Source organism: Marinoscillum sp. MHG1-6 (genome assembly GCF_024714475.1).
GTDB lineage: Bacteria > Bacteroidota > Bacteroidia > Cytophagales > Cyclobacteriaceae > JAMZMI01.
Genome location: NZ_JAMZMI010000004.1, coordinates 428,554 through 452,479 on the forward strand (window position 1 = coordinate 428,554; position 23,926 = coordinate 452,479).

Consider the following 23,926-nt stretch of genomic DNA (forward strand, 5'->3'; position numbering starts at 1 on the left):
GAATGTCTGAAGTTTTTGTAAAACTATTCTCCGGTAAAGGGACCAACGAACTAGCTGAAAGGATTTCAAAATCCTACGGACAAGCACTTGGGCAATGTAGTTCACAAAGGTTCAGCGATGGGGAGCTTTCATTCAGCTATAACGAATCAGTTCGTGGCTGTGATGTTTTTCTGATTCAGTCAACGACCCCTCCTACTGATAACATCATGGAGCTATTGCTCATGATCGATGCAGCGAAAAGGGCGAGTGCAAAATACGTAACGGTAGTAATACCTTACTTCGGTTACGCAAGACAGGATAGAAAAGACAGACCAAGAGTAGCAATTGCAGCAAAGTTGATGGCTAACCTGATATCAGCTGCAGGAGCTAGCAGGATCATGACGATGGACCTGCACGCAGGCCAGATTCAAGGCTTTTTTGATATTCCGGTAGATCACCTGGATGGAACGGCCATTTTTGTGCCGTACATTAGATCGCTAAATTTGCAAAACCTGATCTTTGCTTCACCTGATGTGGGTGGCTCAGCAAGAGCAAGGGCCTTTGCAAAGCATTTCGGTGCGGAGATCGTCATTTGCGATAAGCACAGGAAGAGAGCCAATGAAATCGCTTCTATGCAAGTGATTGGAGATGTAGAGGGGAAAGATGTGGTTTTGGTTGATGACCTTGCAGATACAGCAGGAACCATCAGCAAAGCGGCCAACCTGATCAAAGAAAAGGGTGCGAATAGTGTAAGAGCAATATGTACTCATGCTATTCTATCAGGTAAAGCGTATGAGAACATTGAAGCTTCTGAGCTGGAGGAATTAATCGTAGCGGATACTATACCGCTCAAAAAAGAAAGTAGTAAAATAAAAGTATTGACTGTTGCAGAGCTATTTGCGCAGGCAATCAATAACGTCCATAACTATGGATCTATAAGTTCGCTTTTTATTAACAATTAATTATATACTATGAAAACTGTTGAGATTATAGGGTATAAAAGAGCAAATCTTGGCAAAACTGAATCTAAAAGATTGAGAGCCGAAGGTTATGTTCCAGGAGTACTCTACGGAGGAGAAGAACAAATTCACTTCTATGCTCCAGGACTTCTTTTTAGAGAAATTGTTTACACTGATGAGGCTCACTTCGTAGAACTAAACATCGAAGGTCAAAAAGTAAGAGCTATTCTTCAGGATCTTCAATTCCACCCGGTAAGTGAAGCAATCCTTCACGTGGACTTCCTTGAACTTCACGTAGGTACACCTGTAAAAATGGATATTCCTATCCATACTGTTGGTCAGGCTGCCGGTGTGAAAAGTGGTGGTAAACTTATCAAGAAGGTTAGATTCCTAAGTGTGAGAGCATTGCCTAAAAACATGCCTGAGCACATCGAAATCGATGTAACTAAACTTGGTCTTGGTAAAACGATCAAAGTTGGTGAAATCCCTACTGGTGATTATGAAATTTTGAACAGCCCATTGGTCTCTGTAGTTGGTGTTGAAATTCCTAGAGCACTTCGTGGAAAAACTGCTGCTGAGCTTGAGGGTGAAGAAGGAGAAGAAGAAGGAGCTGAAGCAGAATCTGCAGAAGCTTAATTCTGAGTTAGAGATTAGATTGAAATCCTGCTCCATTGGGGCAGGATTTTTTATTTTCGCACATCTCATATGAAATACTTAATAGTTGGATTAGGAAACATAGGAGCCGAATATGAGCTCACCAGGCATAATATTGGCTTTCTTGTACTGGACAGGCTCGCAGACAATCAGGGCGCTGCCTTTGAACAAGGAAGACATGCTTTTACCACTGAAATCAAATACAAAGGACGGACTTTGATTCTGGTCAAGCCAACCACTTACATGAATCTAAGTGGCAAAGCGGTTAAGTATTGGATGCAGGAGCATAAAATAGCTAAGGACAACTTATTAGTGATCACTGATGATATCGCCCTCCCCTATGGTAAAATACGCTTAAAGGCTAAAGGCTCCAGTGGAGGACATAACGGACTGAAAAACATCGAGGAACTAACCGGAGGACAAAACTACCCCAGAATGAGATTTGGTGTCGGCGATGATTTCTCTAAAGGACGACAGGTTGACTACGTATTAAGTCCGTTTAGCAAACAAGAGATGGACGAACTCGTTTTGAATATGGATCGCGCCATTGACGCCATTTTTGCTTTTTGCACTATTGGACTGGCGCGAGCCATGAATCAGTTTAATTAACAAGAACTTTTTCAAATGACCCCACACGATATTACGTTAGGTATACAAATTGTCCCTAAATCAAAAAATGGTCTTGATACCTATAAACTTGTTGATCACGCGATTGATGTGATCATTGAATCGGGTGTAAAGCACATGATCACTCCTTTTGAAACCGTGATGGAAGGGCCGTATGAAAAGCTGGTTCAGATAGCCGAAAAGGCTCAAAAAGCAGTTCTGGATGCTGGTGCTGATGAATGTCTGGTCTACTACCGAATCCATTATCGAAAAGATGGCCCGGTTACTTTTGAGGAAAAGAACTTAGATAGATAATTGAGCCAACAGGTAATCATTATCGGAGGCGGCGCTGCCGGTTATTTTTCTGCAATCAACATTGCGGAGAAGCATCCTGATTACAAGATCACTATACTAGAAAAAGCGGGCAAAGGACTTGCCAAAGTGAAAGTCTCCGGTGGAGGTCGTTGCAATGTCACCAACCAGCGTGATAACCCTTCAGAGCTTACCAAATTCTATCCAAGAGGTCAAAAACAACTCCATCTGGTATTCAAAGCCTTTACCACTTCTGATATGGTCCGTTGGTTAAGTCAACGCGGAGTGGACACTGTAGCTGAGGCAGATCAACGAGTTTTTCCGGTCAGTAATAGCTCACAAACCATTATTGATTGCTTTGTTAACCGCTCGTACGAACTTGGGATCAAAACCCATTATCACACAGCTGTCAAAGCGATCTCTACAGACTCAGGAGAATGGATCATTGAAACCAATCAAGGAAAATACGAGGCCGACAAGGTCATATTTGCCACGGGTTCAACACCTTCTTCACTGAATATCCTTTCAGACCTGGGATTAGAAATAACACCGCTCGCCCCCTCCCTCTTCACTTTCAATATTGATGATCCAAGGCTTCACAACCTTCCTGGAGTGAGTTTTGAAAACGTTCATATTAAGGTCGTCAAATCCAAACTTGAAGAAAGTGGTCCGCTATTGATCACCCATTGGGGTTTGAGTGGCCCGGTCGTGCTTAAGCTTTCGGCATGGGGTGCGCTGGAATTAAAGGAACGCAAATATGATTTTGGGGTATTGATCAATTTTGTCCCAGGGCTTAATCAGGAAGAGGTCAGATCTACTTTACAAGAACTGAAGACCACCAGTCCAAAGAAGAAAACCATGGGAGCAGTTCAGTTCGGGCTGCCGAAAAGGTTTTGGGAAAGAATGTGTGCTACGGCAGGTATATTAGATGAACAACAAAACCTTGATCTCTCGAAAAAGCAAATCAATAAGCTAATTGAAGAGCTTACCCAAGGATTATATCCAGTGAAAGGAAAGAGCACTTTCAAGGAAGAGTTCGTTACCTGCGGCGGTGTGAGCCTCAAGGAGGTTTCTTTAAAAACTTTCGAATGCAAGCGATTCCCGGGGCTGTATTTGGCAGGGGAAGTACTAGATATTGATGGGATTACAGGGGGATTCAATTTTCAGGCATGCTGGAGTGCCGGATGGGTGATTTCGGAGAATATCTAATCACAATTCCAACAAACCTCGTCTGGCCAATAAAAGACTCATCTCTTTGACCTGGTTATCAATAGTGAATTTCTTGGCAAAATTAGCTACCTGCTTCCCTAAAGTGACTGCAGTCGTATTTCTTTCTCCACGCTAGCCAATGCTTCCCCAAAGTTCTCTATCGTTACTGGCTTATGAATAAAAAAACATGCCTTCAAACCAAGTGCTTCATTTCTAAAGCCAGGGTTTGAGGACATGATCACTACCTTCGGTTGATGTGTGATACTGCTTAGAATGTGCAGTCCGTTTATTTTGGGCATTTCAACATCCAAAAAGACTAAATCAGGTTTTTTGGCTTCCATCATCATGATCCCCTTAACAGGGTCGGTATAAGCACCGACAAACTCAACTGATGGAAAATGTCTACATACCCCCTTGATTGCCAGGCCGGAAATGGGGTCATCGTCAATGCTGATGGCTCGTATCTTCATCCAATTAAAATTGGTTACAAGATCACCTCAGAACCGATAGATCACAAAATGTTTTCGGTGAACTGCCTGTATTTCCCTATTAAAATCCGGATTACCCTTTTGCCGGGTTAAACTACCTAGGCCACCGTCGCTCCGTTCTGCGCATCACTACCCGGACTAACTGCTTTCAAAGAGCCGTCCTCATTCTCAGCAAATAATAGCATCCCCTGCGATTCGATCCCCATAATCTTACGTGGCGCCAGGTTAGACATAACCAAAACCTTTTTTCCGATCATTTCCTCAGCGGTGAAATGTTTGGCGATCCCACTTACAATGGTTCGCTGATCCAGTCCTGTATCAACAGTGAATTTCAGCAGCTTATTAGATTTAGGAACAGCTTCGGCGGTCTTGATCTCACCTACTCTCAGATCCATTTTCATGAATTCTTCAAAATTCACAACCTCCTTAGCAGGAACCACTTTTGATCCCTCCGCTTCCGCCTCATTCGCTTTTTTAGTATCCATAAGTTTTTGTACCTGTGCTTCCACTGCACTGTCCTCAATTTTTTCAAACAACAAAGCTGCCTTTCCTATTTCTTGTCCCTCCTTCAAGAGGTCGCTTTCTCCCGCTAGTTTCCAATCTGCATTTTCAAGGCAAAGCATCTCTTTCAGTTTACCCGAAGTAAATGGCAAGAAGGGCTCAGCAATAATCGAAAGTGTAGATGAAATCTGGAGTGCGATGTTCATAATGGTTGCAACTCTTTCTTTATCTTCCTTAATCAGCTTCCACGGCTCCGTTTCGGCAAGGTATTTATTACCAGAACGTGCCACGTCCATTAGCTGACTCAAAGCTTCGCGGAACTTATATTGCTCCAATGAAGCTTCAATTGATTTAATTCCCGCTTTGACATCTACCAGAACAGCTTCATCAATTGGTTGCAGCTCATTTTTCATTGGTACTGTGCCCTCAAAAAACTTATGTGTGAGCACCACTGCCCTATTTACAAAGTTTCCAAAGATGGCTACGAGCTCACTATTATTCCTGGTCTGGAAGTCCTTCCAGGTAAAGTCATTATCCTTGGTCTCAGGAGCATTGGCTGTCAACACATATCGCAACACGTCCTGCTTATCCGGGAATTCTTCCAGATACTCATGCAGCCAAACCGCCCAGTTTCTCGAAGTAGAAATCTTATTGGACTCCAGGTTTAGAAACTCATTGGCCGGCACATTTTCCGGGAAAATGTATCCTCCATCAGCCTTAAGTAATGCAGGGAAAATAATACAGTGAAATACGATGTTATCCTTCCCAATAAAATGGACCAGTTTGGTGTCATCTGATTTCCAATATGGCTCCCAATCCTTGCCAGTAGCCGCAGCCCAATCTTTTGTTGCCGAGATGTACCCAATCGGTGCATCAAACCACACATATAATACCTTTCCTTCAGCCCCTTCTACCGGAACCGGAATTCCCCAATCAAGGTCACGGGTCATCGGACGTGGTTTTAGTCCCCCATCCAGCCAGCTTTTGCATTGACCGGCAACATTGGGCTTCCATTCTTTATGGTCTTCCAGTATCCATTTTCTCAGCCAGTCCTCATACTGATCTAATGGAAAGTACCAGTGCTTCGTAGCTTTTAAGACAGGCGCCTCACCACTCAACATGGACTTCGGGTTGATCAATTCTGATGGACTAAGTGTAGAACCACAGCTTTCACATTGATCCCCGTAGGCTTCCGGAAACGAACAAGTCGGACAGGTTCCTTTGATATATCTGTCTGCCAGGAACTGATTTTCCTTGGGATCAAAGAATTGTTCGGATGACTGCTCCAAAAACTTACCATTTTCATAGAGCTTCTGGAAATACTCAGATGCAGTCTCATGGTGAGTTTTAGAAGTTGTGCGGGAGTAGATATCAAAACTGATCCCAAATTTTTCAAAAGACGTTTTGATCTGTTCGTGATATTGATCCACCACTTGTTGAGGTGTTTTGCCCTCCTTTCTAGCCTTTAGGGTGATCGCCACGCCATGCTCATCTGAGCCACAAATGAACGCTACATCGTTTCCTCTCAACCTCAAATACCTCGCATAGATATCAGCAGGAACATATACTCCTGCCAAATGTCCAATATGAACGGGGCCATTAGCATATGGTAGTGCTGAAGTAATCGTATATCTCTTGAAATTTTTGTCTGACATGTTACTGATTTATTGTGGCGCAAATATAGAAAGAATGATGAGGCAAGAAGCTTGTCAAAGTTTTCATTTTGGGCTTTTTAGAATGACAACTACACCTATATTTACCACTGAAGCGATGTGCTCGCCTTTAAAATAAAAGAGGAAGCACCGAGTTAAATAGGTACGTTTCCCTAAAAACAAGTAATAATTAACAAGATATGATGATCAAAAACTCATTAGGTCTGATGCTACTATTGTGTACGTTTATGGGCATTGCCCAAACTACTGATTCTTATAAAGTAGAAATCGACCTCACCGCCGCAAAGGACGATAAAGTACCTGTAACCATTTACCCGCCACAATCTGATAGTGAATTTATAGAATATCATATGTCCAAGGTGGTTCCGGGAACCTACAGCATTTCAGACTTTGGTCGCTTTGTAACTGATCTTACAGCCACTGATGCCAATGGAAATTCCCTGAGTGTGGAACAAGTATCAACTAACAGGTGGAAAATTGAGAATTCAGGCAAACTGACTAAAATATCCTATCTGGTAAATGATTCAAGAGATGAATGCGAGGGATATACTTCTGATGGGGAAAATGTAGTTTTTGATCCGGGAGGAACCGATATCAACGAAGAGAAACAGCTTTTCGTGATGAATACTTTTGGGTTTATTGGATATGTCGATGGCATGAAAATGAATCCTTACGAGGTCGCCATTACACACAGACCGGAAATATATGGTGCTTCGGCCCTCAAAAAATCGACTAACTCAGACACAGTGGATACTTTCACTGCAGCTGATTTCAATTTCCTTGCGGACGGACCTATTCTCTACTGCATGCCGGATACGGTCAGCAGACAGATCTCCAATGCCAACATTAGTGTCTCTGTCTTTTCACCAAATGGCATTTTGACCGCAAAAGATGTGATGGATAACATTTACGATCTGATGGTAGCTCAAACAGATTACCTGGGCGGTGAGCTACCTGTCGATCGTTACTCCTACCTGATCATCTTGTTTGATGACATGACTTTGACCGGCTCATATGGAGCCCTCGAACATTCGTATTCTTCCCTTTACTTCTTACCTGAAAGAGCGGGTGATAGAATCAGTGGGATTGTTAGGGACGTGGCGTCTCACGAATTCTTTCACATCGTAACACCTTTAAATATCCACGCCGAGCAAATTGGCAACTTCAACTATATCGAGCCGGAGATGTCAGAACACCTTTGGTTGTACGAAGGGGTGACAGAGTATAGCTCTATGCATGTTCAGGTTAAATACGGCCTTAATTCCCCTGAAAAGTTTATCGCTGAAATAGCAGAGAAAATGGAAGGCGCTGATCGCTACCCTGCCGATGTTTCTTTTACAGAGATGAGCCGTAGAATACTGGAACCTGAATTTGAGCCCATGTACGGCAACGTATATCAAAAAGGAGCCCTGATCGGTATGTGCCTCGATCTTTATATCCTGAAATACAGTAATGGTGAAAAAGACCTCCAGTGGCTCATGAGACAGCTGGCTAAAAAGTACGGTAAGGAGGTGAGTTTCAAAGACGAAGAACTGTTCGCAGATATCACCGATCTAACCTATCCGGAAGTTGGTGAATTCCTAAAAACATATGTAGCTGGCAAAGAGCCTCTACCATTCGAGGAAGTGCTCTCCTGGGCTGGCATCGAGTATACAGCGCCAACTCAAACCAAGGTAATCACCGCTGGAAACATCGCGCTTGGATTGAATGGAGATAATCAGATTATCATTACGAGCACCGACCAAATGAATGAGTTTGGTGAGGCCATGGGATACAAAGAGGGTGACATCCTCATGAGTATCAAAGGCATGGAGGTTACGCTTCAGAATGCTGGTGAAGTGTTTGGAAATTATAAGGAAAACACTTTTGCCGGGGATAAGGTAATTGCAGTAGTTGGTCGTGAGAACAAAAAAGGCAAGGTGAAAAAGAAAAAGCTCAAGGCGAAAGCCATGGCCGTAGATGCGATGAGTGGTTACGAAGTCTCATTTATGGAGGATCCTTCGGAGGACCAACAGGCCCTGCTAGATGCATGGATTACCGCAGACTAAATAAGAATTCTAAATAGATCCAAAGCCACTCCAAAGAGTGGCTTTTTTATTTCCCTCAATTGATAATGACCGAAAAACCAACTTCATCTCTATTGCCTTCAGAATCAACCACAGCTAATTGGTGAGCTCCGGCCTTCAACTTTAGCGGTAAGGAAGGTTTTCTGATCGTACTTCCCAAAAACTCATCATCCAGGTACCAAAATACCTCACGATCTGGAAATTGGGTTGCCAGACGGCTCACGACAGGTTGATAGCTCCCATCAAAATCTTTTGTAACAAACAGGTTGGCATGATCCAGTGGATAGATGATTTTCAACACGTCTCTTTCTTGTCGCACCGGACATTTCGGGTTATGTGGTGGAATAGCTTCTACAATACCGCCATTTTTCCATAGATAATAATTCACATCAGGAGGATAGCGCAATACGTTTTGCTCAACATGGTGTTCACCCCAACATCTTGAGCAGACGATGTAGCGTTCGCTTTCATCCAGTATGCGTTTTTCGTGAAAGGGACATATCCGCATGGGTTTCATATTTACAGGAACTCGGGAAAGTTCGACATTAGCACAATTAGGATTAGCATAGAACCCCGTCTCACTACAAATTTTCACCTCAGTGAAATCCTCCTCATCTGATTCAAACCATCTCTTATCCTCAGACTCAGGAAGGATATTCAAAATATTGAATAACAAAGGACCTGCACTTCGCATGCCCGATAACCCTTTATTGGATTCTCCATTAAAATTACCCACCCAAACCACTATGGTCCAGTCGGGAGTAGCGCCAACTGCCCACGCGTCCTTGTGCCCATAACTTGTTCCGGTTTTCCATGCTATAGGTTTTTGATTGCCGTATCGTTTCCAGTAAAACTCCAACCCAGGCCTGATCAACTCTTTCATTTCTTCTAATATCAGGTTACTGGCACCCGAGCTAATCAACAGACGATGGCTTTCATTTTCATTACCTTTTAAGTAGGTTATATCTGAAAACATCCCTCCTTTAGCCAGACCACTGTACAGCTTCGCCATATCCCATGGTGTCACCTCTGATCCTCCTAAAATCAGGGGAAGACCGTAATCATCTGCCGTTCGGAATAAGGTCTGCACCCCTGCCGATTCCAGCAGGTTGTAGAATTTGGTAAGACCATACATATTGAGAAGTCGAACGGCTGGGATATTGAGCGAGTAAATGAGCGCCTTAGATGCAGGAATAATCCCGGAAAATTGCTCACTGGCATTGTTTGGAGAAAAGCTCTCAAAATAGGTTGGAACGTCCTTGATCAAGGTATTGGGAAGAATCAAACCTTCATCAATAGCCGCAGCATACAAAAAGGGCTTCAATATTGAACCTGAGGATCGTTGCGAAGTTACTCCGTCTACCCTGCCCTGATTTTCAAGGTCATCAAAATTCTGACTTCCAACATAACTGGCTACCTCTCCTGTTTTATTATTTACAACAAGCGCACAGGCATTCATGATCCCCATCTGCTGAAGTTGGGCAGCATGCTGCTTTAGGAAGAAATTAGTTTCATATTGAATGGACTGGTCAATGGTGGTATAAACAACCGGCAATTCATTTTCCAGATGTATTCTTTCGGTTAGATGAGGGGCCGCCAGTGGAAAGGGAATGATTTCAGAAGGAATAGGCTCCAGTAATGACAATTCAAAAGTTTCCTGATCAATTTCACGCTTTGCTAATAGCTTGCTCAGCAATTGATCTCTTTTTGCTTTTAGCCCCTCATTGTTTTTGCCTGGGAAAATCAATCCCGGAGCATTGGGAAGGACTGCCAAAGTAGCCGCCTGGGCCCAGGAAAGCTGATCGGGTTTCTTCTCAAAATAGCGAAATGAGGCCGCCGAAAAACCTCGAATATTACTTCCATAAGGTGCATGGGTCAGGTACTCCCTGAGTATTTCTTCTTTGGAGTATTGTGCTTCCAGGCGTATTGCAAGCACGATTTCAATCAGTTTCTGAAACAGCGTACGAGCCTCATCCTCCATCATTCTGGCCACCTGCATGGTAATAGTACTTCCACCACTCACCACCTTTTGATGTTTAGCATTAAGGTATGCAGCTCTAAGAATGGCTATAGGATTCACTCCGGGGTGGTAATCAAAATACTGATCCTCATAGGTTAATACCGCTGTCCGAAGATTTGCTGGAATTTCGGAATCCAATTGTGGCGGCAGACACCACTGTTTGTCCGAGTTCAGAAATACCCTGAGAAACGTGCTGTCCTTTGCCAATATTACCTGACTGTAGTCTCTGCTGATTCGCAGAGAAACAGGCCAAAATAAAGCAGCAAGGGTCCATACTATCAATATGGACCCAACAAGAAACGCTCGTTTCTTCATTATTCACTCTTTATCACCCGTGCCTGACGTGTCGCTTCGGTAGCCAGATAGTCATTGTTGTACATCGCCTCGCATCTTGCACCCGGCATCTGATAAGAACCCTGTGTGATGACGTTAATTTTCACTACAAAATCCAGCTTGGCTTTGTTTAAATCAAAGAACCACATGATTCGGTCATCCCTGATATCAAGGTATTCCTCAAATCCCATATTCCAGCGAGACATCCACTCCGGCATCACCGCATTGGAAAGCCTGGTATTCTCAATCTCCCAACCAGATGGAAGGATCTGAACCAAAGCCATTTCATCAATATCCGGAACGACGCTGATATTTTTCACCGAGTACTTTCCGTAAATCGTACTCCCAACCTTAAGCTGAGAGATATCAACGTTTTCTCCATCCTCGTTGAACCAGTCGACATCCAATTGAATGTTCTTATTACTCTCTTTGGTGTCATCTTTTAAAGGCACTCCATTGGATGATAAGGTAGCATACATTTGCGACACATTCACTCCTTCATCTAACGTCAGTTTAAGTTCTCCGCCATACCCTTCATTGATATAAAGCTGATACTTATTGACCGATTTGATTGTTTCTGAGGTACCATTTGGCAACTGCACCTTTCCTTCAACAATGAGATCATCACTTACTGAAATACCTGCGAATTCAAAATAATTACCTATTCCGAGTAGCATTTGACCCAATGTCTGAGTCGAGTACCAGTATCTGTCGCACAGGACTTTAGCGAGACGCTTTGCAAGCAGAGCAGCATCATCTCCTCTTTCAAAAATGACAAGGCATCGAAGTATAATTCCTAAATCCCTTTTGCCCGAACCATAAGTGTAGGCAAACTCATTATATTCTTCAACCTCCATGCTAATCGTTTCTACTAAATCCCGGATCTTATCCTCCGCACCGGCCAATTTATACGCAGTCACAAGTTGCCATTTCTGCACGCTATTCATGTCATTGTAATTATTCTGCTTTAGTAAGTTCATCTCACTTAAAGGGGCCTTTCCGGCCAGGGCAAGTACATAACATCTGTTTACACGGGTCATCAGGTATTTCTTTTCATTGCTGCTCTTTCTTGTTTGTCTTTCCAGATACCGAACAATCCCATCATACATGGCATCAGGCACTACGTACCCTTGTTTTCTGGCTTCTATGAGGAACTGGCCGGCATAGTTGCTCCCCCATTCAGAAGCCTCTTCGCCTCCTGGCCAATAGCTAAAACCACCATCATTGAGCTGAAACAACCTTAACCGATCAATACCGGCACTGATGTTCTTATCTATTTCCTTCAGTCGATCTGTCTGCCCTTTGAACATATTCTTCAGTGCCAACTGAGGGAAAACAGATGAAGTGGTTTGTTCGATACAGCCATATGGGTACCGAATCAACCAGTCTAACCTGGACATAAAATCCATGTTTGGAAACACAGATAGATGCAATCGCGCATTGTTCGTTCCATCTAATCCTACTTTCGGTACCGTAAAAGCGATCGTTTCACCGGGCTTAATGATCTTCTCTTCACTACGATAGTCTCTAGTCGCCGAAGGTGAAACAGGTACATCAGCTTCGAAGAAGCTCTGAGCACTTGCCGCTTGACCCATGATGACAATTTTTCCCTGTCCGATTGCTGACTTGACTTTCACCTTGAAATGGAACAACTGATCGTCCACATCAGTGAATGAGTGCTTTATATTTCTTTCTCCAATGACCTCGAGCGGCCCTTCTGTATCCATGGTGATATTCACCGCACCAAGCCCTTTTTTCATGGCAAAGACATTTACAGGAACAGTAAACTCATCTCCGGGTTTCAAGGCCCTGGGAATGGTTGGCTGGATAATCAGGTCACTGGTCACTGGAACAGTTTTTTCTGCCGAGCCAAACGCATTGCCTTTGGCGGAGACAACCATTACACGCACGGATCCGACATAGTTAGGCATGGTGAAGCTGACAGTGGCTTTGCCTTTGGCATCAGTCATGAGTGGCCCCTTGAACAGGCACACAGGTTTAAACCTCTTTTTCTTCTCAAAGGGGTCAACCTGAGATTCGCGGTAGTCCATATCTCCTCCTATAGAGAAGGTCTTGAAGACATCACCAGCGTTCGCTCCTATCACGTGACCAAAGAGGTCGTAAGTAGTTACATCCAGACGGATCTTTTTGAAAAACTCCTTCCATGGGTCGGGTGTCCTGAAACCCGTGATATCTAGCAACCCTTCGTCGACCACCGCCACAGTGAATTGAGTCTGGTCACCACTCAAATTGCTGATATTGATATCAAATTTCTTTTTCGGCTCAAGCTCATCCGGCATATCAATAACAAGATCTTGTTTGGTGGATGGATCAACAACCTTCAATGGTAAAATACCAAACACCCGAATCGGTCGATCATTGACCGTTTGGGCATGGTCCTGCAAGACTGTTACCGTTACATATACATTTGGAGACATAGATTCTAAAATCTTCAGCTTGACAGTCATGTCCTCTTTGTCCTCCGGAGTGATCCACTGGTCATGAAGAATTCGATCACCCTGCTCTACAGTAAGCAAGACGTTCCCTTGCCTTGGTGAGGGAAAGGAAATTGTGGCCGTTTCACCAACATTGTATGACGCTTTATCACTTCGCAAAGCCAAAGTACCGGCATTCTCATCCCCGGTTGGGATACCTCCATAAGGATAGGCACTTACAAATACACTAGAGATATGCCCCGTTGGATTGGAGGCGTCCTGTACTTCAATTAGATATTGCCCACTTTGTTGTGGGAAAAACGGAACCGAGGTAAAAGGCTTCCCGGATCTGATGGCCCCTTCTTCCACCAGATAAGAATGCTTGTCCGACTTATATCTCAATTTAAATTCTCTGAAACTATCATATTGATACCACCAGTATTTATTGTTCCGGTAGATTCTGTAAACCAAATCTTTTCCTGAAACCAACTCCCCATTGTGATCCAGTAATACTACTTTGATATCCTGTTTTGCGCCCAGCTTGGTGTATCGAACTTCCCGATCAATCCCTACATAGTGGGAGAAAGGATGCAGCGTCAGATAAGACCATGCATCATTTGGACGACCGCCTTCCTGTTGTACCGAAGCCATCAATTTGACTCTCAGCGGTGAAGGAGCCTGATTTAGATTGGGTACGTTCCAAACTACTTTAGCCTTTCCTTCGCTATCCAAAGCACCTGACTTGATTTTGGTTCGGATGTCCTGAAATTCAATGTATTGATTAAAAAACGAGTAGTCAGTGAATTTGGCAAACGGTTCGGAGACATCAAAGACCTCTACTTCAGTCTCATAGGGTAGCCCTTTCGCTGAAGCACCAAATAGGTATCGACTCTCTACTTCAAACTCCAATTGCTTGTTTTCAGGCAAAATGGTTTTCAAAGCGGGTATCACCTTCACCTTAAGCTTGTTGGCCACCACTGTTTCCACCTTCAGGGTGTGATAAAAATGCTTGTTACCTACCCTGATTCGCACGCTCCAGTTACCTGTGGGAGCATTTAAATCTGTTCCAAAATTGAAATTATAATAACCGTCGCGAGCCGCTTTAGCAGTGGTTTCATAGATAAGTGTCCCTTCCGGATTGTACAGCCAAAAATCCGCGGGTATATTGTTGCCACCCGATCCATCCTTGTATCGGACAATACAAGATACGTTGACCGAATCACCGGGACGATAAACTCCTCGTTCTGTGTAAATATATGCTCTGGTCTTTAGCGAGCTCGGACTGATTCCCCCGACATCATAGCCGGAGTTACTCCACTCCATCTCATAGGGCTTGATGACACTCATCTGACCATTCTTTTCTGCCTGAATTAGCTGGACATACGAACTGGCACGAATAGTTGCCATTCCCTTGTCATTGGTAGTAGCATAATAGTTATCATCATACCTTGTGGCCTTCACCCTCACTCCCGGCATTGGAGCCCCGGTTCTAAGATCCGTTGTGTAAATCCTGTAGGAGTCATTATCATATCTTTTGGCTAATAGGCCAATATCAGTAATGGTCACAGGTTTATATATCTGACCATTTTTTTGAATGTAGCTCAAACGGTCTTCCTTGACAGGCACGAGCACATCTTTTGGGTTGAAATTGATCCTGATCAGGTAAAGACCATTGGAGAACTCCTTCAGCACATTTTCCAACGAAAGGTTATGGAGCAACCAGGTGTTTTTCTCTCCACCAATTTCAAAGGTCTGGTTATAGACGATAGCCCCTACGGAAGAAATGTAGGTATTATCAAATTCACTGTTTCTTTTCTTAGAGCTATTGAGTGATTCATTTTTGAAAAATCGATCCGTATTATTCGAAAGGACCTTTTTTACCTCCACGTGCACCCTCTTCAAGTTGGTAGTAAGAAACTGAAGGTTCTTGTCGTTGCTGGTAGGCATGAATATTCCATCACTCGCAAATTCTACCTGCGGATTAATATCCGGGAAAGTAACAGTAGCCTGATATGGCTCTTCAGTCTTAGTAGCCCATTTACTCTTGACACCTGACTCAACTTTCACCTCATAGCTGGTACCAAATCGAAAATCACCATCCAAAAGCACATATTTCCCCATTTTTTGAAGCTTAAAATCGACCTCCGGATTGGTAGAAATAAAACCATCAATGGATTGATTGGCATCCAGTTGATCTGAAAATTTGATCATGATTTTCGGATGTTTGCCCTGGTCATCCTTTTCAACAGCGCTAATTCTAAGCTTGTCCAGAGGCACCACTTTTACCTCTCTTTCCAGGCCTTCCTCAAGATTCAGGTCTCCTCTGTCTATTTTAAAAAGATACCTTGCTTCGCTATCCTTTCTTTCAATCGGCTTGCTGACGAAGCTGAAGCTTTTATCTCCCTCCTGATTCCAATCCAATACCTCTCCATCCAAAGAGGCAGCTTTTGATACCTTTTCAATATCGGTTTTCAGGCCAAATTCCATCTTACCTTTATAGATCAATTGCTTTGGATTATTGGGGTTCAACAGTTCTAAATCACCCGAAAAAGACACAATCTCCTGTCCCTGAACATAAAATTTGAGATCTACGGGATCAAGTGTATTCCCCTCTATCACTTTGGATAAATCCAGCTTACCTGTGTAGTTGACCCTCGACTGAAACGATTCATCCGCCTGGAACTGTAGCACATTCGTTTCAACCCAGGTCACCTTGCCCGAAACCGCGGGAGAAAATGTAAACGGACTCTCTACCGCTTTATTTAATTGATCCTCGGATACTGAATACTCCACGAAAGACACTTTGATAGGTGAATTTGGTGGGATGGTACCAGTGGTGATATAATCAACCACGGCTGCCACCTCCGGAGAATATTGAATCTCCGTATTGTCCGGCTTCTCGTTGCTTTTGTTTCCGGAACATGAAATGAAAAATGACAAGATGATGAGTAGGAAGGTGAATTGAAAATGGCTACGCATAATTTAGTTAGGGGTTAAAATATTAAGCCCGGAAAAATAGACAATTAAAGCATTAGAACAGTGTAAGTGAAATTAAAACTTTACCTGCATGGATCTGCTTGTAATCAAGCAATGAACAAGATCTCTTTTAAAGGCACTTTTACCCTCAAAAATCTGTTTCGAGAAAGGAACATTGATGGCTATATAATTGCACATTTAGAGACTGAAAAAAGACAGTTCAGAACATGTTATCACTATTATTCAGAGCTGATATATGTCATGTTTTTTAAATAGAGGTTTATATAACTTATTGATATTCAGTATGAAAAATTTAACGTTAACAAATTTCGATCATGGAAGTTTTTGATCAAAGTGCCCTAAAGACTGTATTGATGTTTGGGGATTTGATGATATCCTTATCCATATTCACATTTTTAGGCTATGCGGTACAGGTAATCAGTTTCAGATCCAGAACTGACAAGTACAAATTCGTTTCTGAAAAGGAAAGCGGAGCCCTCAAAGTAACTGCCGTTCTTTTGGCAGGAAGTATCTCATTTTACTCCTTCGTATTAATGGGATTGTCAATTAATATTTCTGAAACTTATCAATACTTTTTTGTAGGCCTCTTCGGGCTGATAGTTGGGTCAACACTGGGGTATGGTCTTTGGTCCTTTCTTTCCTTCTACCACCCATTTATCCTGGAAAAAAGACTGAAAGACATTCGATTCCATCCGATGAACTCTCCTGTTACAGGCAAACCCATGATGTTATTGAATGAAACTCAGGAAGACGCCCATTTATCGCAAGAGATGATTGAAGAGGAAGACAACTTCTCAGTGGATTATGATGTATGGGTAGATGAAGAATCTGATTTCAAGGTGATCGAAAGATACAACACCCGGTTTCACCCTCAGATATGTGAAAGTTGTAATTTCAGAACGCTCACAGAAAAAAAACAGGAAATTATTGAACAGCCACAACTGCATCAGAAAGGAGTTCTCCGTAAACACTATGAGTGCTCTTATTGCGGACATAGGGAGCATAAGGATGTAGAAATAGCTAGCTGGGATGAAGAAAGTAAATACACCATGTATGAAAAAGACATTGTTGAAATTCCGGCTAACAAAATATCCAAATCAGAAACAGAAGAAGCAGAAATGTATTAAACACCTAAGGCAACTCCAACGACAAGTAGATTACCTTCTTGTCATATTGGTCGTCCACGCTTTGTACATTTTCGCCTGATCTTTGGTCATATCCTCCATTGGGGTGATAATAAGGCCTTTTTTTCGAGGCTCCCTGAAGCTCACCCCTACCTTCGCCAGGTATGTCTTATGAGGTAGAGGCTGGTTGTCCAGTACATAACTATCAAAGAAATCCCGAATTTCAGGATAGGTCATTTTTACCACCTCATCGATAAAGGTCTCCTCCGAAACAGGGTTTCCTTTTCCATATTTATCCACTAAATCAAGTATAAGTTCGCGCAGACCGTATTTTCCCTCTGATAATTCGAGCAGTCTTATATCTAACAATCCAGCTACCAATGATCCTCGATAATAGATGTTAGCGTATTGCTTCGCACCCGTAGTGAAAGATTCCTCCGCGATTTTCTTAAGGCTCCAGGTCTTATCGAAATGCTTTTCATCAACCTTGATCTTAAAATTGATGGAATTATCCAGGTAGTCCTGAACCGAAATCACCCCACCCCTCATCAGTAACATGTTAGAGGCCCATTCTGTCACACCTTCATAAAGCCACAGGTGCAAAGACGGCGTTGGAGAGACAAAATTGAACTTCTCAACCACCTCACTATGAATGTTAAGCGGCGTCACAATATGAAAAAATTCGTGAGAAGCAATGTCGGTTACCGCGCTCATGAAGGCACCGTTCGGATCCTTTTCAGCCATCACATATTCCGAGCTATAGCTATGCTCCCAAGCTCCTGTGGTTCCGGGCGGATTAGGCTCAAAGTGATAGAGAAAAGTGTATTGATCCACCGGAAGTTTTATCAGGAACTTTTGTGCCGCTCCCAACATATCCATCATATTCTTCAATAACATGGTAGAGGTAATCTTATCATTGGCCGAGTAGGTGAAAATTCGAATCGGTGTATCGGAAAGTGACGTATCCGCATAAGTCAGTTTACCCATAAGTATGGGACTGTCAACTGCATGATCAAAACTATTGGCATAGAATACACCATTTTCAAATTTCAGCGCCGTACCCACATCCCAGCCCTGTCTACCTGCAATGGTCAAAGCAATCGGGCTGGATTGAAGACCATTAAAGTACCCCAGAAAAACATGCGTATTGAGTAAGGCATGATCTTTTTCTAGAGAAGATCCACACATCAGGTAGATTGGTAATTCATCCACACGGGTGTCAAAGGTCTCCGCAACAGAATAAGTCACTTTTGAAATAAGTTCAGGTTTGGAAATTTTGAATTGGTTGATTGACTGTCGTTTAACCTCAAGCTCTTTGCCCTTCTTATCAAATGCTTTAAAGTCACTCACATATCTCCCAATATTCATAGTTTGATAGGTACCAGGTGCCGTAGCAGCAAACTGAAATACATCATTTTCGCCCGTCAACCCTTCCTCCGGCTCCAAACTGACATATATCGTATCTAAATTGGAACGTACATCTACCGAATATTTCATCACCGGCTGAGCTACAAGAGATAGCGACCCAACCAAACATAGCAACCAAACAAACTGCTTCATTTCTTTAATTAATGTTGTTTCTCTTTTTACGCATTTGTAAAATAGGCATACCCTTTAATTTGACGGGTGGTAGAATAGCCAGATTAACGCCATTAGTGCGGTATTGCCCTCCCAATTATTGTTAAAACCCCAAACGTTCTGAACGATATTGAAAAAGAGATGCGTTACTTTGCTATATGATCAGGTATTTACTGACTATAGCTACACTTGTCGCCATTGGTTATACAGCCAGGGCCCAGTATTCGATTGCAGGACGCGTATTAAACGAACAAGGAGATGAAATTGGTTTCACTCACGTTTTTAACAAATCCAGTGGTCTGGGAAAGGTGGCTGACATCAATGGTAAGTTCAATTTACTGGCCAACAAGGGAGATACAATCCAATTTTCCTTTGTAGGCTACAAAAACCATGAAGTAATCATTACCCCTATTCATCTTGCAAATTATATGCAGGTAGTGCTTCCAGAAGACCCCGTTATCCTCCCTTCTGTTACCATATACGCCGATCCCTATTACAAAGTGCCCTTGAACATGCAGGGTCCGCCAATGTATTTAAGAGGAATCAGTGTCGATGAAGATAAACCTGCCATTCAACCCGGTCAAATTACCTATGGAACCAGTCCGGGACCCGGTGGCATTCCGGGTGGTGGTGTCACACTCAATGGCCCTATTACTTATTTTAGTAAAGGTGAAAGAGAAAAGCGTAAGGCCGCTGAGATAGTTGAGGAGGACGCGAAGGTGATCACCTATTCTCAGTTTGTAGCAGAAGATTCTATTAAGCAACGCCTCATGAAACTTTATGCCCTGGATAGTACCGAGTATGATATGATCATTGTAAGGCTCAACAATCAATACCCGGGAATTGCCAAAGCCAGCACGCCTGAGGAAGTCTGGCATTGGATGCTAAGGTTCTTCAACCAGACAGTCCCCGTTGTCAGGGCCTTTCAAATGCATTAGTAATCTGTAAAGCGCCCGTTTGACTCCACCAGACCTGACAGGTTCCCATTGAATTTATCAGCTTCCAGCAGCTCCTCAATATTGATATGTAATCGATACCTCCAGTAATGCGGAACAATCGCCGGGACATTGATACGTTCCTCCATCGCATTCCCCCTTTTCAAGTCATCGCTCATGGCCAGGATATCCTGTATCGGGAATACTGCCAGCATAGCCGGAGACGCCAGGTGCTGTCTCACCGTTTCATAAGCCACCCATGCTTCACATCGCTTCGGTGCTATACCGTGAAAATGAAGGATGTTATTGAAGAACCTTTGGGATAGCTCAGAATCCTCTAACCACCATTCTCTCAAATTCGATACATCATGACTTCCTGTACTTGTGACGTACATCCATGGAATATCTGCAGGCTGCCAAAATTCTCTGGCGTCATTTGGCATACGCTGGATCGCCAGACTCAGGATTTGCAGTTCATCCATCACGCCCGGTACACAAGCCGGAACCATTCCAAGGTCTTCTCCACAAATGAGCATGTTAGTGGCACGTTTTAACATGGGCAATTTTCGCAACGCACTCTCCCTCCAAAAATGATTATGCCGATGATAGAAATAGTCGTTATGTAGCTCAAACAATTGATGCCTCGTCATTGGGTCGAGATGTGCAAATGAGGAAGTTTGATGTAGAGAGATCCGGGGATTGAAGCTCCCCTTTTGCTTGTCCGATTCGAAAAATAACACCTCTCCCGGCAGGCTGTAAAGTGGTAGTCTTAGGCTGTTGAAAAAAGGAGCTTTTCCCGGTTCCGTTTCAACCAACTTATCAAGTCTATTACAGATACCTACTTGTGTTGAAAATTCAGGCTTTAAATCGAATTGATTGTTTTCCCTTTCTATAAGGAAATTTTTCTTGATCCAATCGGTGTGCTCAGCGAACAGATAGTCCAGTAGATCTTCTGAAATATAGGGCTTACAAAAACGATCATAATTCCAAGATATGCCTCGGGATTCGATCTCTGAAATACTGTATGGAAGGGCAGGACTGAAGTGCCCCATGATCCCCTGAATGGCGTGCTTTGGCATCTCCCAGATTCTGAAAAACCCAAGGATATGATCGATGCGAAACACGTCGAAATAATCCGCCATTTTCTTCATCCTGCTGATCCACCAACGGTAGCCTCCCGCCTCCATCGCCTCCCAGTTGTAAGTAGGGAATCCCCAGTTCTGACCGACAACGGAGAAGTCATCCGGAGGTGCCCCCGTCTGTGTATCCATATTGAAAAGATGCGGCCATCGCCATGCATCCACACTATGTCTGAAGATCCCGATCGGGATGTCGCCCTTCAACACCACCCCATGTTGTCTGGCATATTCAGTTGCTTCCTTTAGCTGTTGATCCAGGTGATATTGGATGTAATAATGGATGGCAATGTCCTCATAATGATCCTGTCCGGGCTGGGCAAATTCGATCAATTGCTCGTCAGTCATCTGCGCATATTCACCCCACTGTGAAAAGTCGGCCGTTTTGAATTTATCACGTAAAAAAGAAAAAACTGCATAAGCGATTATCCAACTTATATTTTGGGTTATAAAACCATTTAACTCTTTAGAATTCAGGAACTTTATCTTCACTTCATCAAAGTGATACTTAAAGAATTTGGACTTCAATTTCATCACCCCCTCATAATCAAGCTGTGCACGCTGATTCAATCGCTCTGCTTCCTCATTGATACTCTTTTGAAGTTTTTTATCCTTCAAGTCACCGATCTTTTTCATACTCGCATAGATCGGATGAAGTGCATGAACAGAAATGCTCGCGTAAGGATAAGAGTCTTTCCAGGTATGGGTGGCCACTGTATCATTTACCGGCAATACCTGTATAATTTTCATGTTGGTCTTCACTGCCCAATCTACCAGCTTAGGGATGTCAGCAAACTCTCCTACTCCTGCTCCACTTTCAGAGCGAATAGAAAAAACGGGGATGGCAAATCCTGCTCCCTTCCATGGATCCGAGGGATAAGAAAAATACTCATCGTTGATCGCCACTTGTTCTGAGTCAAGCATTTCATCTGATAGTTCCACCACTCGATTACCCCCGGTTTCCCAAGTAGCTATGCGGCCGGTTTCCGCATTCACAATGACGTACTTATATTCAATTCTGGAAGGCTGTTTTGGAAGATCAAGAGTGTAATCCCAAATGGGGTAATTGGGATCATTCAAATGTCTTACCTTTCCTTCTGACCACTCTCCCAACTCCGGGGTATTTCCCATTATTCCCACCAGGTAATTTGGACCTACACGAGGGGCTCTCAGTGTGATAGAAACTGTGAGGTTTTTCGAAGCCTTTCCAGACTTTTTGGAGGTCTTTTTCTTGCTGGATTTTCTGTTAAAAAAAGCCTTGTAAAATGGAGATGAATGTAACAGGTTTTCGGGCGAATCGGAGTATCGGAAATGATCCCTTAAATACAGGCTTTCAGTGTCCGACATTTTAACCGTTCGGGCTTCGCCAAACTCACTCCATGATTCAGACTCAGACCTGACCTCATAGTAATAAATCAGGCCGGCACCATTCCTTAAATCACCACTTCCCTTCCAGCGGCCGTCCTGCCAAAACAACTCAATCACCAGCTCCTGGTGTTGCGCTGCTTTTTTAATAATTACAAAGACCCGCTCTCCCGGTTGGGTCTTTACCTGCAAATCAAACCATACCTTCATAGGATTAAATCTCTTCATTAGATCAGAATAATACCAGCACTTAACAAGGAATAAAATTGAGGCTGCAAATTTCCTAATATCACCTCAAAACCGACCATCTTGTTTAGAATCATTTAAAATTCCTCTATCACTCATTCACAATATTAAATTGGGCGGGCGACTATTGCTTCCAAATGATATATTTGCAGGAAATCAAGTGAATTAAAATAACTAGGCATGAAATTTAAACCAGGAGTCCTAACAGGTCAGGACGCAACAGATCTTCTCAACTACGCCAATGAGAACAACTTCGCCCTACCTGCGGTGAACTGTATTGGTACCAACACCATCAACGCAGTACTAGAAACTGCTAAAGAGGTAAATTCCCCAGTCATCATCCAATTCTCTAATGGAGGTGCTGCTTTCATAGCGGGTAAAGGACTTAGCAATGATGGCCAGGCTGCAGCTGTAGCCGGTGCTGTTAGTGGCGCACAACACGTACACCAAATGGCGGAAAAATATGGTGTTCCTGTAATCCTACACACAGATCACGCGGCTAAAAAACTATTGCCGTGGATAGATGGCATGCTAGATGCCAACGAAAAGCATTTTGCAGAAACCGGCTCTTCTCTTTTCAGCTCGCATATGATCGACTTGTCTGAGGAGCCTCTTGAAGAAAACATTGATATCTGCAAGAAGTACCTTGAGCGTATGGCTAAAATGGGTATGACTCTTGAAATCGAGCTTGGGGTAACAGGAGGTGAAGAAGATGGTGTAGATAACACAGACATCGACAGCTCAAAGCTTTACACACAGCCTGAAGAAGTATCTTATGCTTATGAAGAGCTTAAAAAGATCAGTCCAAACTTTACTGTTGCCGCTGCATTCGGTAATGTTCACGGAGTTTATAAGCCAGGTAATGTGAAGTTGACGCCGATCATCCTTAAAAACTCTCAGGATTACATCCAGGAGAAATTCGGAACAGGTAAAAACCCTGTAAACTTTGTATTCCACGGTGGATCGGGATCAAGCAGAGAAGAGATCAGAGAAGCTATCGAGTATGGTGCAATCAAAATGAACATCGATACTGATACTCAATGGGCATTCTGGAGTGGAATCCTAAACTTCTACCAATCAAAAGAAGGATATCTACAAGGACAGATCGGAAACCCTGAAGGTGAAGATTCTCCTAATAAGAAATTCTACGATCCTCGAGTATGGCTAAGAGAAGCTGAGAAAAGCTTCGTTACTCGTCTGAAAGTGGCGTTCGAAGATTTGAACAACATCGGAACAAACGCTTAAAATCGTAGCAAACTTTATTTTTTTAAAGCCCTGACCCACATCAGGGCTTTTCTTTTACCCTTAGG

The 23,926-nt window shown here is 43.1% G+C and carries 15 protein-coding genes; 9 read left to right on the forward strand and 6 right to left on the reverse strand.

Annotated features, from left to right (window positions below):
* Positions 1-2 precede the first annotated feature (2 nt).
* The 5 genes from NXR94_RS11830 (at position 3) to NXR94_RS11850 (ending at position 3,719) form a co-directional block, all read left to right on the forward strand.
* The gene (locus NXR94_RS11830) at positions 3-941 is read left to right on the forward strand and encodes a ribose-phosphate pyrophosphokinase (RefSeq protein ID WP_258104842.1); all 939 of its coding nucleotides are present in this window, start codon (positions 3-5) and stop codon (positions 939-941) included.
* Positions 942-950: 9 nt separating this feature from the next.
* Entirely contained in the window at positions 951-1,574 is a 624-nt protein-coding gene (locus NXR94_RS11835; protein ID WP_258104843.1) for a 50S ribosomal protein L25/general stress protein Ctc, read from the forward strand.
* 69 nt (positions 1,575-1,643) lie between these two features.
* Positions 1,644-2,201 (forward strand): aminoacyl-tRNA hydrolase, encoded by a 558-nt coding sequence (gene pth, locus NXR94_RS11840; RefSeq protein ID WP_258104844.1) that lies wholly within the window; start codon positions 1,644-1,646, stop codon positions 2,199-2,201.
* Between the two features lie 15 nt (positions 2,202-2,216).
* Entirely contained in the window at positions 2,217-2,513 is a 297-nt protein-coding gene (locus NXR94_RS11845) for a thiamine-binding protein (RefSeq protein ID WP_258104845.1), read from the forward strand.
* A complete protein-coding gene (locus NXR94_RS11850) occupies positions 2,514-3,719 on the forward strand; it encodes an NAD(P)/FAD-dependent oxidoreductase (RefSeq protein ID WP_258104846.1) in 1,206 nt (401 codons plus the stop codon). It begins immediately after the preceding gene.
* Between the two features lie 98 nt (positions 3,720-3,817).
* Here the strand turns inward: NXR94_RS11850 and NXR94_RS11855 are convergent, their stop codons facing one another.
* Positions 3,818-4,189 carry a LytTR family DNA-binding domain-containing protein gene (locus NXR94_RS11855; RefSeq protein ID WP_258104847.1) on the reverse strand — a complete coding sequence of 124 codons (372 nt, stop codon included), beginning with the start codon at positions 4,187-4,189 and terminating at the stop codon, positions 3,818-3,820.
* A 116-nt stretch (positions 4,190-4,305) separates the two neighbouring features.
* Positions 4,306-6,363, reverse strand: coding sequence for a methionine--tRNA ligase (metG, locus tag NXR94_RS11860; protein WP_258104848.1), 2,058 nt, complete (start codon positions 6,361-6,363; stop codon positions 4,306-4,308).
* A 197-nt stretch (positions 6,364-6,560) separates the two neighbouring features.
* On the opposite strand from metG, the gene NXR94_RS11865 reads away from it, so the two are divergent.
* The gene (locus NXR94_RS11865) at positions 6,561-8,429 is read left to right on the forward strand and encodes a peptidase M61 (protein WP_258104849.1); all 1,869 of its coding nucleotides are present in this window, start codon (positions 6,561-6,563) and stop codon (positions 8,427-8,429) included.
* Between the two features lie 55 nt (positions 8,430-8,484).
* On the opposite strand, the gene pbpC is transcribed toward NXR94_RS11865, so the two are convergent.
* Together pbpC and NXR94_RS11875 are read right to left on the reverse strand one after the other, a co-directional pair.
* The gene (pbpC, locus tag NXR94_RS11870; RefSeq protein ID WP_258104850.1) at positions 8,485-10,782 is read right to left on the reverse strand and encodes a penicillin-binding protein 1C; all 2,298 of its coding nucleotides are present in this window, start codon (positions 10,780-10,782) and stop codon (positions 8,485-8,487) included.
* The gene (locus NXR94_RS11875) at positions 10,782-16,214 is read right to left on the reverse strand and encodes an alpha-2-macroglobulin (RefSeq protein WP_258104851.1); all 5,433 of its coding nucleotides are present in this window, start codon (positions 16,212-16,214) and stop codon (positions 10,782-10,784) included. Before NXR94_RS11875 ends, pbpC begins: the two co-directional genes overlap by 1 nt.
* Positions 16,215-16,546: 332 nt before the next feature.
* Here NXR94_RS11875 and NXR94_RS11880 point away from each other — a divergent pair, with 332 nt between their 5' ends.
* Positions 16,547-17,359, forward strand: coding sequence for a hypothetical protein (locus tag NXR94_RS11880; protein WP_258104852.1), 813 nt, complete (start codon positions 16,547-16,549; stop codon positions 17,357-17,359).
* A gap of 30 nt (positions 17,360-17,389) precedes the next feature.
* Here the strand turns inward: NXR94_RS11880 and NXR94_RS11885 are convergent, their stop codons facing one another.
* A complete protein-coding gene (locus NXR94_RS11885) occupies positions 17,390-18,916 on the reverse strand; it encodes a peptidase (protein ID WP_258104853.1) in 1,527 nt (508 codons plus the stop codon).
* 176 nt (positions 18,917-19,092) lie between these two features.
* Between NXR94_RS11885 and NXR94_RS11890 the strand changes: the two genes are divergently transcribed.
* On the forward strand, positions 19,093-19,872 hold the full coding sequence (locus tag NXR94_RS11890; protein ID WP_258104854.1) for a carboxypeptidase-like regulatory domain-containing protein: 780 nt from the start codon (positions 19,093-19,095) through the stop codon (positions 19,870-19,872).
* Here NXR94_RS11890 and NXR94_RS11895 read toward each other — a convergent pair.
* Complete coding sequence (locus NXR94_RS11895) at positions 19,869-22,598, reverse strand: 4-alpha-glucanotransferase (protein ID WP_258104855.1); 2,730 nt, start codon at positions 22,596-22,598, stop codon at positions 19,869-19,871. The two genes, NXR94_RS11890 and NXR94_RS11895, sit on opposite strands and share 4 nt — an antisense overlap.
* A 198-nt stretch (positions 22,599-22,796) precedes the next feature.
* Here NXR94_RS11895 and fbaA point away from each other — a divergent pair, with 198 nt between their 5' ends.
* Positions 22,797-23,861, forward strand: a complete 1,065-nt coding sequence (gene fbaA, locus NXR94_RS11900) for a class II fructose-bisphosphate aldolase (RefSeq protein WP_258104856.1) — start codon at positions 22,797-22,799, stop codon at positions 23,859-23,861.
* The last annotated feature ends 65 nt before the right edge of the window (positions 23,862-23,926 follow it).